The 14,166-nt window shown below is 72.6% G+C and carries 14 protein-coding genes; 7 read left to right on the plus strand and 7 right to left on the minus strand.

Annotated elements, in window-relative coordinates; genetic code table 11:
* The 3 genes from ASF38_RS00995 to ASF38_RS01005 form a co-directional block, all read right to left on the minus strand.
* The coding region (locus tag ASF38_RS00995) for a helix-turn-helix domain-containing protein (RefSeq protein WP_156366743.1) at window positions 1–606 on the minus strand (606 nt) is incomplete at its 3' end.
* A gap of 45 nt (window positions 607–651) precedes the next feature.
* The gene (locus ASF38_RS01000) at window positions 652–1,605 is read right to left on the minus strand and encodes a DMT family transporter (RefSeq protein WP_200914362.1); all 954 of its coding nucleotides are present in this window, start codon (window positions 1,603–1,605) and stop codon (window positions 652–654) included.
* A 1-nt stretch (window position 1,606) separates the two neighbouring features.
* Window positions 1,607–2,266 carry an MBL fold metallo-hydrolase gene (locus ASF38_RS01005; RefSeq protein WP_055968265.1) on the minus strand — a complete coding sequence of 220 codons (660 nt, stop codon included), beginning with the start codon at window positions 2,264–2,266 and terminating at the stop codon, window positions 1,607–1,609.
* 55 nt (window positions 2,267–2,321) lie between these two features.
* Here ASF38_RS01005 and ASF38_RS01010 point away from each other — a divergent pair, with 55 nt between their 5' ends.
* Window positions 2,322–3,230, plus strand: a complete 909-nt coding sequence (locus ASF38_RS01010) for an alpha/beta hydrolase (RefSeq protein ID WP_056573118.1) — start codon at window positions 2,322–2,324, stop codon at window positions 3,228–3,230.
* A 45-nt stretch (window positions 3,231–3,275) separates the two neighbouring features.
* Window positions 3,276–4,070, plus strand: coding sequence for an alpha/beta fold hydrolase (locus ASF38_RS01015; RefSeq protein WP_056573121.1), 795 nt, complete (start codon window positions 3,276–3,278; stop codon window positions 4,068–4,070).
* Between the two features lie 4 nt (window positions 4,071–4,074).
* Here the strand turns inward: ASF38_RS01015 and ASF38_RS01020 are convergent, their stop codons facing one another.
* Genes ASF38_RS01020 through ASF38_RS01030 form a run of 3 tightly spaced genes read right to left on the minus strand, consistent with a single transcriptional unit; the run spans window position 4,075 to window position 6,059 of the window.
* Entirely contained in the window at window positions 4,075–4,461 is a 387-nt protein-coding gene (locus ASF38_RS01020; RefSeq protein ID WP_055968271.1) for a low affinity iron permease family protein, read from the minus strand.
* A gap of 9 nt (window positions 4,462–4,470) precedes the next feature.
* The gene (locus ASF38_RS01025; RefSeq protein WP_055968273.1) at window positions 4,471–5,634 is read right to left on the minus strand and encodes an MFS transporter; all 1,164 of its coding nucleotides are present in this window, start codon (window positions 5,632–5,634) and stop codon (window positions 4,471–4,473) included.
* Window positions 5,631–6,059, minus strand: coding sequence for a hypothetical protein (locus tag ASF38_RS01030; RefSeq protein ID WP_056554675.1), 429 nt, complete (start codon window positions 6,057–6,059; stop codon window positions 5,631–5,633). The genes ASF38_RS01025 and ASF38_RS01030 overlap by 4 nt, the downstream gene beginning before the upstream one ends.
* Window positions 6,060–6,146: 87 nt before the next feature.
* Between ASF38_RS01030 and ASF38_RS01035 the strand changes: the two genes are divergently transcribed.
* Together ASF38_RS01035 and ASF38_RS01040 are read left to right on the plus strand one after the other, a co-directional pair.
* Window positions 6,147–8,501 carry an excinuclease ABC subunit UvrA gene (locus ASF38_RS01035; protein ID WP_056573124.1) on the plus strand — a complete coding sequence of 785 codons (2,355 nt, stop codon included), beginning with the start codon at window positions 6,147–6,149 and terminating at the stop codon, window positions 8,499–8,501.
* Window positions 8,494–9,447, plus strand: coding sequence for a DMT family transporter (locus tag ASF38_RS01040; RefSeq protein ID WP_056573127.1), 954 nt, complete (start codon window positions 8,494–8,496; stop codon window positions 9,445–9,447). The genes ASF38_RS01035 and ASF38_RS01040 overlap by 8 nt, the downstream gene beginning before the upstream one ends.
* Here the strand turns inward: ASF38_RS01040 and ASF38_RS18560 are convergent.
* Window positions 9,431–11,191, minus strand: coding sequence for a GNAT family N-acetyltransferase (locus ASF38_RS18560; RefSeq protein WP_056573130.1), 1,761 nt, complete (start codon window positions 11,189–11,191; stop codon window positions 9,431–9,433). The two genes, ASF38_RS01040 and ASF38_RS18560, sit on opposite strands and share 17 nt — an antisense overlap.
* Window positions 11,192–11,334: 143 nt before the next feature.
* Here ASF38_RS18560 and ASF38_RS01050 point away from each other — a divergent pair, with 143 nt between their 5' ends.
* The 3 genes from ASF38_RS01050 to ASF38_RS01060 all read left to right on the plus strand — a co-directional run bounded on the left by ASF38_RS01050 (window position 11,335) and on the right by ASF38_RS01060 (window position 14,095).
* Window positions 11,335–12,138: an alpha/beta fold hydrolase gene (locus ASF38_RS01050; RefSeq protein ID WP_056573133.1), complete on the plus strand. Its 804-nt coding sequence runs from the start codon at window positions 11,335–11,337 to the stop codon at window positions 12,136–12,138.
* A 161-nt stretch (window positions 12,139–12,299) separates the two neighbouring features.
* Complete coding sequence (locus ASF38_RS01055; protein ID WP_056573136.1) at window positions 12,300–13,004, plus strand: hypothetical protein; 705 nt, start codon at window positions 12,300–12,302, stop codon at window positions 13,002–13,004.
* A gap of 158 nt (window positions 13,005–13,162) precedes the next feature.
* Window positions 13,163–14,095: a GNAT family N-acetyltransferase gene (locus ASF38_RS01060; protein ID WP_082480186.1), complete on the plus strand. Its 933-nt coding sequence runs from the start codon at window positions 13,163–13,165 to the stop codon at window positions 14,093–14,095.
* Window positions 14,096–14,166: the final 71 nt, after the last annotated feature.

Genomic DNA, 14,166 nt, shown 5'->3' on the forward strand with positions numbered 1-14,166 from the left:
GTGGGGCTCGACGGTGCGCGTGCCGAGGTCGCAGCCGCCGGCGTAGGGCAGCTCGAACTGCTCCACGCGGTGCATGAGCGGACCGAGGAACATGATGATGCTGCGGGTGCGCCGGGCCGCGGCCTCGTCCATCGCGGCGAGGTCCAGCTCGGCCGGGACGACCAGCTCGAGGTCGCCGTCGTCACCCAGCCAGCGGGTGCGCACGCCGATGGAGGACAGCACCTCCAGGAGCCGGTTGACCTCCTCGATCCGCGCGACCTTGCGCAGGATCGTCGTTCCCTCGTTGAGCAGGGACGCGCAGAGCAGCGCCACACCGGCGTTCTTGCTGGACTTGACGTCGATCGAGCCCGAGAGCCGCGTGCCGCCCTTGACCCGCAGGTGGCTCGGGCCGGACGTGCCGACGCTGACGATCTCGGAGTCGAGCGCCGTGCCGATGCGCGCGATCATCTCGAGGGTCAGGTTCTGCTGGCCCTTCTCGATCCGGTTGACCGCGCTCTGGCTGGTGCGCAGCTGCGTGGCCAGCTCGGTCTGCGTGAGACCGCTGTGCTGACGCGCGTCGCGGATGAGGGTGCCGATGCGGGCGAGGTAGTCGTCTCGTGAAGTCACCTGACCACACTATCTCAGTTGTGAGATAAGACAACGACGGTCAGGTCACGTCCGCGGGGGCCGACGTGCGACGAGCGCCACGACCACGCCGAGCACGGCCAGGACCCCGCCGAGCAGGCCCAGAGGGGACACCGCGACGTCGGGATCGACCACCTCGACGACCTCCGCCGCGACGACCTGGCCGGCGATCGAGCACAGCCCCAGCACGAGGACACCGTGGATCTGCACGGCCACGGCGGAGATCGCGATGAAGCCGACCCCGAGGACGCCGCCGACGTAGTACCACCACTGCGTGGGGAAGCCGTCGATCCGGCCGGGGAGGGCCAGGCTCACCACGAGCAGCACCAGGAGAGCGGCCGTGCCGACGACGAAGTTGTTCCACGTCGTCGCGAGAGGACCGCCGATCGCCGAGACCCGACCGTTCAGCGCCTGCTGCACCGCCTGCAGGCACCCGGCCACCAGCGCCAGGGACGCCAGCAGCAGGGAGAGCCCGAGCTCGGTGCCGTCGAGGTCGCCGAGCACCTTGACCGTGACCGCGGCGACGGCGAACAGGGCGGCGATCGCCCGCGGTCGGGACGCGGCCTGCCGGCCGCCCGGTCCGAGCCCCACGTGGTCGACCACGAGCGACGCCACCGACTGACCGGCCGTGAACGCCACGATGAACAGAGCCACCCCGATGATGCCGACGGCGATGCCTTGGCTCGCCACGAAGAAGGCCCCGCCGAGGCCGCCGAGCAGCTCGACCGGCCGCAGCCTGCGGAGCCGCAGGGCGTCGCGCACCCGCAGCAGCCCGGCCCGTCGGCGCGGGTGCGACAGGACCACCAGCGTGAGCAAGAGGAAACCACTGCCGAAGCTCACGACCGCGGCCAGGGCGCCGGCCCGCAGACCGTCACCGAGCTGGCCGGCGAGCGAGCCGTTGACACGCGACTGCAGCGTGACGAGCGCACCGACCAGCAGCATCAGCGGGACCGTCATGGCCCGCAGGAGGGGGCGTTCCACCTCAGGCGTCGAGGGTGTCGCCGGGGGCGAGGCGGTGCGCCTGCTCGGCGTCGACCCCGCCGTGGTTCACGGCGTGGTTCCAGTACAGGTCGTAGGCGACGTCGGCGATGGTCGCGTCGTGGATGGGCAGGAAGCCGCGCGGCGCGACGCCGGACAGGAAGGCCACCGTGTCGCTGATCCTCGCCCAGGGGGCGCTGAGGGGCAGCGCCAGCAGGTCGACACCGGCCGGGGTCGACTCGTAGGAGTCGCCGGGGTGGAAGAGCGTGGTCGTCCCGCCGTCGCTGCTCGGGCCCTCCACGAGCACGCCGACGTTCGCGACCACCGGGATCGAGGGCAGGATCGTGGCGTGCCGGGCACCGACGCCGGTGAGGGTGATGTCGCCGACCTGCGTGACCACGCCGTCGGCGTGCGCGCGCCACGGTCCGCCCTGCTGCTCGGCGGTCTCGGGATCGGCCAGGAAGACCGCCCCCGGGCTGGCGGCCACGACCTCGGCGGCGCGCGCCGGGTGCAGGTGGTCCGGGTGCTGGTGGGTGACGACCACGGCGTCCAGGTCGCTCAGCTCGAAGGCGGCGTCGAGGCTGAACGCGCCCGGATCGACGAGCACCCTCGCCCCCGACGTCTCGAGCAGGAGGGCGGCGTGTCCGAGTCTCGTGATCCTCACACGCCCATGATGCACCTGCGCCGATCCGGACGCAGCGCGGTGTCGAATGACACACATGGGCTGGTACGCGGACGCCACGGCGCTCCTGATGAACCTCACCGCACCGCTGACGGTGCGCTACGGCGACGCCCTGCAGATCTCCGGCGCCGACGTCGAGGACCCCGAGACCTGGCGGGTGCCGACCCGGCACGGGACCGTCCGCTGCTACGTCTACCGACCCACGGCGGGCCGGCACGCGGCGCGCTCCGTGGACGCACCCTCGGCGCCAGGCGTCTACGTGCACCTGCACGGTGGGGCCTTCCTCATGCGGCACGCGGCGATGGACGACTTCTTCGCCCGGCACGTCGTCGCCACGACCGGTGCGGCCGTGGTGAACGTGGACTACGACGTGGCACCGCGGCACCGGTACCCGGTGGCGCACCACCAGGCGCACGACGTGGTCGAGTGGGTCGCCCAGAACGCCGGGACGCAGGGACTCGACGGACGCCGCCTGGTGGTCGGCGGCTTCAGTGCAGGCGGGAACCTCGCCGCGTCGGTCTGCCTGCAGGCCCGGGACCAGGGGCACCAGCCGGCGCGTCTGCAGCTGCTCGGCGTGCCGTCGCTCGACGTCTCGACCACCCACAAGCCCGCCACGGTCCCGCGACCGATGATCAGCGAACGGACGGTCCGGCTCGTCCGCGCGACGTACTTCAAGGACGCCTCACGCCGCAGCGAGCCGTACGCGTCACCCCTGCTCGCCGACGACCTGCACGGGCTGCCACCGGCGCTCGTCGTCACCGCCGAGCACGACGCGCTGCGGGCCGAGGGGGACGCCTACGCGCGGCATCTCGCCGACGTGGGCATCCCGGTGGAGCACCACGTCGTCCCCGGTCAGGACCACTACTTCCTCGACCCGGCGGACCTGCGCCAGGCGCGTCGCTGGATGGACCTCATGGCCGACGCGATCGCACGGGCACTCGTCTAGGACGGCACGTGCGGACGGTCCTCACCGCCGATCTACCCTGGGTCCGTGACCGACGCCATCTACGCCCGCGAGGTCGGCGACACGGGGGAGCGGGTCGTCTTCCTGCACGGACTCTTCGGCCAGGGCCGCAACTTCACGCAGGCCGCCAAGGCGCTGCAGCCCGAGCTGCGCTCGCTCCTCGTCGACCTGCCCAACCACGGCCACTCCGCGTGGACCGACTCCGTCGACTACGTGGACGTGGCCGACCAGGTGGCGGCGTTCCTGAGCGAGCGGTGGGCGTCGGGGGGTCGCACCCACGTCGTGGGGCACTCCATGGGCGGCAAGGTCGCCATGGTGCTGGCCCTGCGTCACCCGGACCTCGTGGACCGACTCGTCGTGGTGGACATCGCCCCTGCTCCGAGCGACGGCGCCGGGGAGTTCGAGCACCTGCTGGACAGCCTGGCCTCGCTCGACCTCGACACGCTCGCGCGGCGCGGCGACGCCGACGAGCAGCTGCGCGAGCGGATCGACAACGACACGGTGCGCGGGTTCCTCCTGCAGAACCTGCGATCGATCCCCCCGAGCGAGGGCGGAGGGTTCCGCTGGATGGCGAACCTCGCCCTCCTGCGCCGGGACCTGCCGGTCATCGGCGGCTTCCCCGAGATCGACGGGACCTTCGACCGGCCCGTCCTCTGGCTCGCGGGGGAGCGGTCGGACTACGTCGGCGACGACGACGCCGACCACATGCGCACCCTGTTCCCCCGCACCCGCCTCGTGACCGTGAAGGGCGCCGGCCACTGGGTCCACTCGGAGAAGCCGGACGCCTTCGCCTCGGCGCTGCGAACCTTCCTCCTGGCCTGAGCCGTCAGTGCCGGTCCTCGAGACCGACCGCGTCGCGCAGGCGCTGCACCGACTCGCCCAGCCGTTCGTCGTCGCGCGCCCGTGACTCCATCAGGTCGGCCAGCGCCTCGGCGATCACGTTGAGCTTCTCCTGCGACGCCTCCTCGGCCCGCCGCCCGGCGTTCTCCAGCAGGGCGAGCAGGAACAGCGACTGGACGCTCGCGACGGTGTGGATCGCGACCTGCCACGCCTTCAGGTCGGCCCAGAGCGGCAGGCTGACCGCCCACGCCACCACGATGCCGGCGCACACCAGGAAGAACGGAGCCCGGGTGACCACCGACTCCGCCGACTCCACGAAGCGGTCGAAGACGGACCGGTCGTCGCCGCCGCGGGCGGCCTCCTCAGTACCCATGACGGCACGCTAGGGCGTGCGGCGCTCCCGCGCAGCAGGAACGACGAGCGCGGACGGGACCAGCAGGGCGGCCACCACGAGCAGCGCCTGGAGCGTGCCGGAGTGCTCGCCGACGAAGCCGACCAGGGGCGGGCCGGCCAGGAAGGCGGTGTACCCGATCGTGGAGACCACGCTGACCCGGGCCGCGGCGCGGCGTGGGTCGTCGGCGGCGGCGCTCATGCCGACGGGGAACCCCAGCGAGGCGCCCAGGCCCCAGAGCAGGATGCCGACGACCGCGAGCTCGGGGACGGGCGCCAGGACGGTGAGCAGCACGCCGACGAAGGCCAGTCCCATCGTCGACCAGAGCACCGTCACCCGACCGTGGCGGTCGAGCAGCGCCGGGCCCACGACCCGGCCCAGCGTCATCGCCGTGACGAAGGCGCCGAAGCCGAGAGCACCGGCCCAGTCCGGCACGTCGTAGCCGTCGACCAGGGCCACCGCCAACCAGTCGTTGGCCGTGCCCTCGGTGAAGGCGAGAGCCAGCACCATCAGGCCGATGAGCAGCGTGCGCGGCTCCGTCCAGGCCGACGCGGACCGTGCGCCCTGCGGATCCTCGCCGTGGTCCTCGTGGCCGGGCAGGAACGCCCGGACCGCCGCGAGCGCGCCCACGAGACCGATCGTGCTGGTGGCCGCGAGATGGACGCGCAGGTCGAGGTCCAGCGCCGCGGCACCGGCGCCCAGCCCCGCACCGACCACGGTGCCGAGGCTGAAGCCTGCGTGGAAGCGGGGCATCACCGTACGGCCCATGTGCTGCTCGACACGAGCGCCGTGCAGGTTCATCGCCACGTCCCACGCACCGATGCCGAAGCCCATGAAGGCCATCGGCACCGCGGCGGCGAGCGCGACGCCCGACTCCGCTCCGGCGGCCGCGGCGGTCTGCGCCAGGGCGACGACGACCGCGGACACGGCGACCACGCGGGCGGCGCCGAACCGGTCGCACAGGGCTCCGGCGAGCGGGAGGCCGGTCAGCGACCCGGCGGAGATCGCGAGCAGGAGCAGGCCGAGCTGGGCAGGGGACAGCCCGAGCGCGTCACGGACCGCGGGGAGCCGCGCCATCCAGCTGGCGAACATGAACCCGTTGAGGGCGAAGACGACGGCGACGGCGTTGCGCGCCGCTCGGACGGCGGGCGTCACGTGTCACGCCCCGGGCGGGGTCGCGCCGCGCGGGGCCAGGCTCCGCAGGACCACAGCGCCCAGAGCACGAGCAGCGGCTGGAAGAGAAGGCGGACGAGCCGCGCGCGGTCCGTGTCGAGGCCGAACGCGTCGACCCCCTCCACGTACTGCGCGACGTTGCCCGGGAAGACCAGGACGAACAGGGTCGCGACGAGCAGCCCGACGAGCGCCCGCCGTGCCGCCGGTGCCAGCAGCACCGCCAGACCGAGGACCAGCTCCACCGCACCCGACGCGAGCACGGTGAGGTCCTCGTCGACCGGGAACCACGACGGAACCTGCGCACGGAACTCCTCGCGCGCCACGACGTGCGCCACCCCGGCGAGGACGAGGAAGGCGCCGAGCAGCACGCGGGCGACGTGCTGGACCACACGGTGGGGAGTACTCACCGCACGAGGATGCCAGGTGGCTCGCCACGGCTCCGACGCTGGGCGCGGACGGCAACCGGCGGTCCCGCGGATCGCTAGCCTGGGCCCATGGCCCACACCGCCGACACCCATGACGTCATCCGCGTGCAGGGCGCCCGCGAGAACAACCTCCAGGACGTGAGCGTCGACCTGCCCAAGCGTCGGCTCACCGTGTTCACGGGGGTGTCGGGCTCGGGCAAGAGCTCGCTCGTGTTCGGCACGATCGCCGCGGAGTCCCAGCGCCTCATCAACGAGACCTACAGCGCGTTCCTGCAGGGCTTCATGCCGTCGCTCGCGCGGCCCGAGGTGGACCACCTCGAGGGGCTCACGACGGCGATCATCGTCGACCAGGAACGCATGGGCGCCAACCCGCGATCCACCGTCGGCACCGCCACCGACGCCAACGCGATGCTGCGGATCCTGTTCAGCCGCCTCGGCGACCCCTTCGTCGGCCCGCCGACCGCCTTCGCGTTCAACGTGCCCACCCGCACCGCCAGCGGCGTCATGCAGACCGAGAAGGGCGGCCGGGTCGAGAAGCGCGTGGCGCGCAAGGAGGTCTACCTCGGCGGCATGTGCCCACGCTGCGAGGGGATGGGGTCGGTCAACGACTTCGACCTCACGGCCATCTACGACGCCGGCAAGACCCTCGCCGACGGCGCGCTGCTCGTCCCGGGCTACAGCATGGACGGCTGGTACGGCCGCATCTTCGCCGGCGCCGGCCTGCCGATGGACACGCCCGTGGGGGAGTTCACCCAGGACCAGCTGCAGACGCTCCTGCACGGCGAGCCCACCAAGATCAAGGTCGACGGGGTGAACCTCACCTACGAGGGCGTCCTGACCAAGGTCAAGAAGTCGATGCTGAGCAAGGACCTCGAGGCCATGCAGCCGCACGTGCGTCGGTTCGTGGAGCGTGCGGTCACGTTCACGACCTGCCCCGACTGCGGCGGCACCCGCCTCACGCCCGAGGCGCTCTCGTCCCGCATCCGGGGCAGGAACATCGCCGACCTCTGCTCCATGCAGGTCAGCGACCTGGCCGAGTGGCTGCGCGAGCTCGACGAGCCGTCGGTCGCACCGCTGCTCAAGGGCCTGCAGCACCTGCTCGACTCCTTCACCGACATCGGCCTGGGCTACCTCTCGCTGGAGCGCCCCGCCGGGACGCTGTCGGGCGGCGAGGCGCAGCGGACCAAGATGATCCGGCACCTCGGGTCGTCGCTGACCGACGTCACCTACGTCTTCGACGAGCCCACCATCGGCCTGCACCCCCACGACATCGAGCGGATGAACCGGCTGCTCGTGCAGCTGCGCGACAAGGGCAACACCGTGCTCGTCGTCGAGCACAAGCCCGAGACGATCGCCATCGCCGACCACGTCGTCGACCTCGGACCCGGAGCCGGCTCGGGCGGAGGGACCATCTGCTTCGAGGGCGACGTCGCCGGACTGCGGGCCAGCGACACCGTGACGGGTCACCACCTCGACGACCGCACCCGGGTCAAGGACACCGTCCGCCGGCCCTCCGGCCACCTGGAGATCCGCGGCGCCGACACCCACAACCTGCAGGGCGTCGACGTCGACGTGCCACTGGGCGTGCTCTGCGCGGTGACCGGCGTGGCCGGCTCGGGCAAGAGCTCGCTCGTGCACGGCTCGATCGCAGGGCGTGACGGGGTCGTCGTCATCGACCAGGGCGCCATCAAGGGGTCCCGACGCAGCAACCCCGCCACCTACACGGGCCTGCTCGAGCCGATCCGCAAGGCGTTCGCCAAGGCCAACGGGGTGAAGCCGGCGCTGTTCAGCGCCAACTCCGAGGGCGGCTGCCCCACGTGCAACGGCGCCGGCGTGATCATCACCGAGCTGGGCGTCATGGCGACCGTCGAGTCGCCGTGCGAGGAGTGCGGCGGCCGTCGGTTCCGCGCGGAGGTGCTCGAGCACACCCTCGGGGGCAAGGACATCGCCGAGGTGCACGAGATGTCGATCATCGAGGCGGAGGCGTTCTTCGCCGAGGGGGAGGGGCGCGTCCCCGCTGCCCAGAAGATCCTCGCGCGCCTCGTCGACGTGGGCCTGGGCTACCTGACGCTCGGGCAGCCGCTCTCCACCCTCTCCGGCGGTGAGCGCCAGCGGCTGAAGCTGGCCGCGCAGATGTCGGACGCCGGCGAGGTGTACGTGCTCGACGAGCCCACCACCGGCCTGCACCTCGCCGACGTCGAGAACCTGCTCGGGCTGCTCGACCGGCTCGTCGACGACGGTCGCTCGGTCGTCGTGATCGAGCACCACCAGGCCGTCATGGCCCACGCCGACTGGATCATCGACCTCGGTCCGGGCGCGGGCCACGAGGGCGGCCGCGTGGTCTTCGAGGGAACCCCGGCCGAGCTGGTCGCCGCCCGCGCCGGTCTCACCGGGGAGCACCTGGCCGGCTACGTCGATGCCTGACGGCGGACCCCGAGGGCGGGCCGTCGGCGCGATCGTCCTCGCCGCGCTGTGCTTCGCGACCACCGGGACCGCGCAGGAGCTGGCCGATGTGGCCGGGTCGCCCGTCGCCGTGGGGCTGGCCCGCATCGCCCTGGGCGGCACCCTCCTGGCCCTGGGAGCGACGTGGCTGTCCCGGGGCCGGGCGACCGGCGTCGCTCCACCGTCTCCCGCCGGCGCGAGGATGCCCACCTGGGTGGTCGTCGCCGTCGGCGCCGGAGGAGTCGTGGCCTACCAGCCCACGTTCTTCGAGGGCACGGCCCGCAACGGCGTCGCCGTGGGCACCGTCGTGGCGCTCGGGTCCGCACCGGTCGTGACGGGCGCGCTCGAGGCGGTGCTGCGCCGTCGCGTGCCCGGCGTCCGGTGGGGCGTGGCGACGACCCTCGGCATCGTGGGCGTGATGCTGGTGTCGGGCCTCGCGTCGGGGTCGGCGGTCGCGGGCTCCGCGGTGGGGTGGTCCGTCGGAGCCGGCGCCTCCTACGCGCTGTACACGCTCGCGGCGAAGGAGCTGCTCGGCCGCGGCTGGTCGTCGGGCCGGACCATGGGGGTCCTGTTCGGCACGGCCGGCGTCGTCAGCCTCCCCGCCCTCGTGCTGCTGGCCGGTCCATGGCTCTGGAGCGGGCCCGGGCTCCTGCTGGTGCTGTGGCTCGGCGTGGTCACCACCGCGGTCGCGTACCTGCTGTTCGGCTGGGGGCTGGCACGCCTGCCCGCCGCCGACGTCGCCACGCTGACGCTCGCCGAGCCGCTCTGCGCCACGGTGCTGGGTGTCGTCGTGCTGGGGGAGCGGGTCGGCGCCGTCGCGGGCCTCGGCCTCGTCGTGCTGGCGTGCGGCCTCGCGGTGCTCGCCACGGCACGCACCGACCCGTCACGCCCCACCCGGGGCCGGTCCGGTCTCAGAGCGGACGCTTGAGCCCCAGGTGGCTCGCCTCGTATCCGAGGCGCTCGTAGAACCGGCGGGCGTCGACGCGCGACGTGTCGGTCGTCAGCTGGCTCAGCACGGCACCGCGGGCACGTCCGTGCTCGTGCGCCCACTCCAGCAGGGCACCACCGAGCCCTCGGCCGCGCCACGCTGACGCCACCCGCACGGCCTCGATCTGCAGCCGTGTGGCGCCGCCCCGTGACAGCCCGGGGATGACGGTCAGCTGCGCGGTGGCCGCCACCGTGTCGCCGTCGCGCACGACCACGAGCAGCTGGGACGGATCGCGCACCAGGGCGTCGTAGGCGTCCTCGTAGGCGGTCGCGTCGGCCAGCTCGCGTGTCGCGCCGATCGGGTCGTCCGCGAGCAGCGCGAGGATCGCCGGCACGTCGTGCCGCTCGGCCCGTCCCACCTGGAGCAGCGCACCGTCGACCTCCAGCGTCGCCCCGGCGTCGCGCGCAGCGCGGCGGATCTCGTCGACGACCTCGTCCAGCCACCCTCCGACGCTCGCCCGCGCCTGCTCGGTGTCGGGGTAGCGGCACCGCAGGTGCATCCCCGCCTCGTCGAGCACGAACCAGACCATGACGCCGTCGGTGCGCCCGGCCGCGCTCACGTACTGGGCCTCGAGCCCCACGTGGTCGACGTGCACCGGCAGCCGCCGCAGGTCCAGCCACGAGATCGCGAACATCCCCGGCGACTGCGGCATGCCGCCCCAAGGCGCGAACACGTCCTCGAGCGGCCACGAACCGAGTCCGATGGCCTCCTTCACGGCCGCGGCGCACGCCACGGGGTCGGCGTCGGGGGAGTCGAGGACGGCGTTGGTGATGAACCACCCGACCGAGTCGTGCCACGTGTCCTCGTACCGGCTGTGGACCGGGAACACGGCGCGCAGGGGAGCGTCGGCCAGGTCGCGGGTGACCTGGGTCAGGGCCGAGGTCACGAGCGCGAGCGTCGACACGGTGCGGGCGCGCGCCCCTCGCGACAGCCAGGCGAGGGCGTCGACGTCGAGCACGTCGCGCAGCTCGACCCGCTCGGGAACCGGTCGCTCCACGTCGCCCAGCGGGAGCGGGAAGCGCGGCATGGTGTCGCCGCACGCCTCGATGACCTCGTTCCAGCGCTCGCGCACCGACTGCGGTGCGCGCTCACGCTCGACGAGCGCGGCGGTGTGGTCGGCGAACGGTCGCGCCGGAGCCGCGTCGTCGAGGGTTCCGGCGAGCGCGCGCTGCAGGTCCCGCACGACGACCAGCAACGACCACATGTCGACGTGTGCGTGGTCCGCGGCGACCACGACGGTGGGCCGGTCGTGCGACTCGACCACGCACAGCCGGTGCGAGGGCGACGAGAACGGCGTGCAGTGCTCGTCGAGCACCCCACGGATCGCGTCGCTGAGCCGCGTGCCGGGACCCACCGGGTGCTCCCGCCACCGCCCGGGACCCAGCTCGACCTCGTGCAGCGTGGGACCGGTGTCGGGCCCGTCGGAGGGGGCGGGGGAGAAGACCGTGCGGAGCGTGCCGTGGCGCCGGACCACCGACAGCCAGGCCGCCGCCAGCGTGTCGCGGTCCACGTCGGGCGGGCGGAAGGTGATCGCCATCCACGACCCGGCACGGTCGCCCAGGCCCACGTGGCGAGCCTGGTCGAACGAGATCGGCAGCTGCTCGCCGACGGGTCCGACGTCGAGGTCGTAGCCCACGATGCGACCGAACGGCAGCCGGAGGTGGGCCACATGGGTCAGCCGCATGCGGCTCACTCTAGGCCGATCGAGCCACCGGTCAGGGCAGGCGCGTGTCGGCTCGGTCACACGTGGGGTCGCGCCGGCGCTCCGAGCGTCCCGGTCGTCGTAGCCTGGGCCGTCAGGGGAGCCGAGCACGAGGAGCAGCCACCGTGTCGTCGTTCGCGGTACCAGGGGCCACGCTCGACTTCGACGTGACCGGTGCGGACGGGCCTGCGGTGGTGGCGCTGCACGGTCTCACGTCGAGCCGGCACCGCGAGGCGGCCCTGGGGCTCGACGTCGCCGGTGGGCTCGAGGGCGTGCGACTCCTTCGCTACGACGCCCGTGGGCACGGTCGGTCCACCGGGCGCGACCGCATCGGCGACTACTGCTGGCCGCAGCTGGCCGACGACCTCCACCTGCTCGTCGAACACGTGTTCGGTGGGGAAGTGGTGCACGGGATCGGGGCCTCCATGGGCACGGGGACGCTCCTGCACGCCGCCCTCGGCGACCCGGCCAGGTTCGCGACCCTCACGCTGTTGATCCCGCCGACCGGCTGGCGGACCCGCGCGTCGAAGGCGTCGGAGTACGAGTGGGCGGCGCGGCTCGTCGAGTCCAGCGGCGTGGCGGCCTGGATGGCCGCCGGCGCAGGCGCTCCGCAGCCTCCGGCGACCCGAGGACGTCCTGACACCCTGCCCGACGTGCCACCGAGCCTGCTCCCGACGGTGCTGCGCGGAGCGGCGTCGTCGGACCTGCCGTCCAGGTCGTCCCTGACGACGCTGGACGTCCCGACACTGGTGCTGGCGTGGACGGCCGACCCGGCGCACCCGCTGGAGACCGCCGACGAGCTCGGCGCCGTCCTGCCGCACTGTCGCAGCGTCGTTGCGGAGGATCCGGACGACGTGCGCCGGTGGGTGAACGAGCTGGCCGACCACGTCGGCGCAGTAGCCCCGACAGGCCACTCTCGCCCACTCTGACAATGCTCCGATAATGCACATTATGTCAAGTAGTGGACATCTTCCTCGACTTCGGCCCCCAGTGCGCTCCTCCACTCCCTGGCGCACCCCAACCACCCGGCGAAGCCGTGCTCGCTCGTTCCAGGCGGGCCGAGGACCGATCTGGCCCCTAGAGTCGCACGATGCTCAGGACAACGATCACCGTCGCGTTGCTGTCGCTCGCCCTCGCTGGCTGCACCGGGTCGAACGACCCGAGTGGGAGCTCCACGAACCAGCCCGCAGACGATGCGGTCGACCTGCGGTTCGCCTACTCCGGCGTCTCCGACGAGGGAACGATCGACCAGACGCTCACGATCACCAACTCGTCCAGGACCCTCTCCGCAGCTCCGACCCTCTCCTTCGTGGCACTTGACTCGGACTCGGAGCCGATGACCGAGGTCTCGGTGACCACGGTGTTCGGAAGCGATCGAGGTCTGGTCGTCGCGCCGGCGAACTACGAGGTGCTCGACATCCTGCGCTTCGAGGGCCCGGGGTCCGACGACGTGGAGGACGTCGAGGTCACGGTCGAAGGGATGCGCACCGCCGAGGACGCCGGGACGGCCTATCCCGAGGTCGACTTCCTGGATGCCCAGGGAGAGCCGGTCGACCTTCCGTACGAGGCTCGCACGGCCAGGGTGAGCAATCCCGGGAGGAGCGACTACGTGGTCCGCCTCGTCGGGATCACCTGGAACCGCCCCGCCGAGGGCGAGTCGCAACAAGCTCTCACGGTCACCGCTGTCGGCGAGCCGACACGCGTAGCTGGTCGCAGCGATGCCGACGTGCGTCTCGCACCGACGGACATCGGGACGTACGACAGCGTGAAGGTCTTCATCTCCGTCGAGCAGTGAGCTCCGCGAGCCGTCGCACCACCCCTGCCTGTGCTCGTCGCAGGCGCTGCGCCCGTCCGCTCCCCTGGCTCGACACCACTGCTCGGCCCTGGCAACGTCGACCGGTGCGGCAGTAGTGTGAGGCCCCGTCGACAGATCGGCCCGGGAAGGTTCGCGCGATGCGCATCGTCAGGCCTTCGGCCGCACAGCTGGTCTCTGCAGCGGCATCGAGCGGCTTGGCCCACACCGGCCCACCGGTCAGCGAGGTCGAGGCCGAGATCGAGGCCGGCCGCATCCGGCCCGAGTGGAGCGTGCTGGCGGTCGACGGGTCCGGCGCGGTGCTCGGGCGCGCGATGTGGTGGGGGCGAGACCCGGTCACGCCGATCGCGTTGGACGTCTGGGACGTCGACCTGCAGGCACCCGACCGCGGACGTCTGGCCGCGGCCCTTCTCGCTGCGGGACACGAGTCGCTGTCGAGTCGTGGAGTGGGCGTCCCACTCCCGCACACGATGCGACTGCCGAACGACTGGCGCGACGACGAGGCCCTGGTCGCCGAGGTCGACCTGAAGACTCACGCCGCCGCCGACGCGGGCCTGACGCGGGTCAACGAGCGACTCCAGTTCCAGTGGGACGCGGATCGACCCCTGCCGCCCAGACCCGATTCGCTCGAGTTCGCGCCGGCCGGCGACGAGACCTTCGTACGACTGTTCGCCGCCGCCGCCGAGGGCTCGCTGGACGTCATGACCCGCCGCGAGCTCGAGTCGAGCAGTCCCGGCGAACTCGCCCGCGCCGAGGTCGACTACTACCGAGCGTGCCCCGGCGACCGCTCCTGGTGGCACACGGCCACCGCCGCTGACGGCACCGTCGTCGGCGTCGCCATCCCGTCAGCGACCCCGAGGAACCGCAACGTCGGGTACCTCGCCGTGCTCCCCGAGCATCGAGGGCGAGGTCACGTGGACGAGATCCTCGCATTCGTCACCCGTTTCCACGCCGAGCAGGGTACCTCCTGCATCACCGCGACCACGGACGCCACCAACACACCCATGGCCGCGGCCTTCCGCCGTGCCGGCTACCGCTGCACCGAGACGCGCATCGACCTCGAGGGCCCGTGAACTCGGCACCATGCCTCGGTCGGGGCATGTCGCCTACACGTCGTCGACCTCCGACTTCGCTTGCGAGCTCC

Origin of the sequence: Aeromicrobium sp. Leaf272 (genome assembly GCF_001422865.1) — a bacterium.
Taxonomy (GTDB): Bacteria; Actinomycetota; Actinomycetes; order Propionibacteriales; family Nocardioidaceae; genus Aeromicrobium.

Coding starts and splice junctions, on each gene's coding strand:
- ASF38_RS01010 (WP_056573118.1), top strand. CDS start 2,322: ATGGGCTGGTACGCGGACGCCACGGCGCTCCTGATGAACCTCACCGCA.
- ASF38_RS01020 (WP_055968271.1), bottom strand. CDS start 4,461: ATGGGTACTGAGGAGGCCGCCCGCGGCGGCGACGACCGGTCCGTCTTC.
- ASF38_RS01035 (WP_056573124.1), top strand. CDS start 6,147: ATGGCCCACACCGCCGACACCCATGACGTCATCCGCGTGCAGGGCGCC.
- ASF38_RS01040 (WP_056573127.1), top strand. CDS start 8,494: ATGCCTGACGGCGGACCCCGAGGGCGGGCCGTCGGCGCGATCGTCCTC.
- ASF38_RS18560 (WP_056573130.1), bottom strand. CDS start 11,191: ATGCGGCTGACCCATGTGGCCCACCTCCGGCTGCCGTTCGGTCGCATC.
- ASF38_RS01055 (WP_056573136.1), top strand. CDS start 12,300: ATGCTCAGGACAACGATCACCGTCGCGTTGCTGTCGCTCGCCCTCGCT.
- ASF38_RS01060 (WP_082480186.1), top strand. CDS start 13,163: ATGCGCATCGTCAGGCCTTCGGCCGCACAGCTGGTCTCTGCAGCGGCA.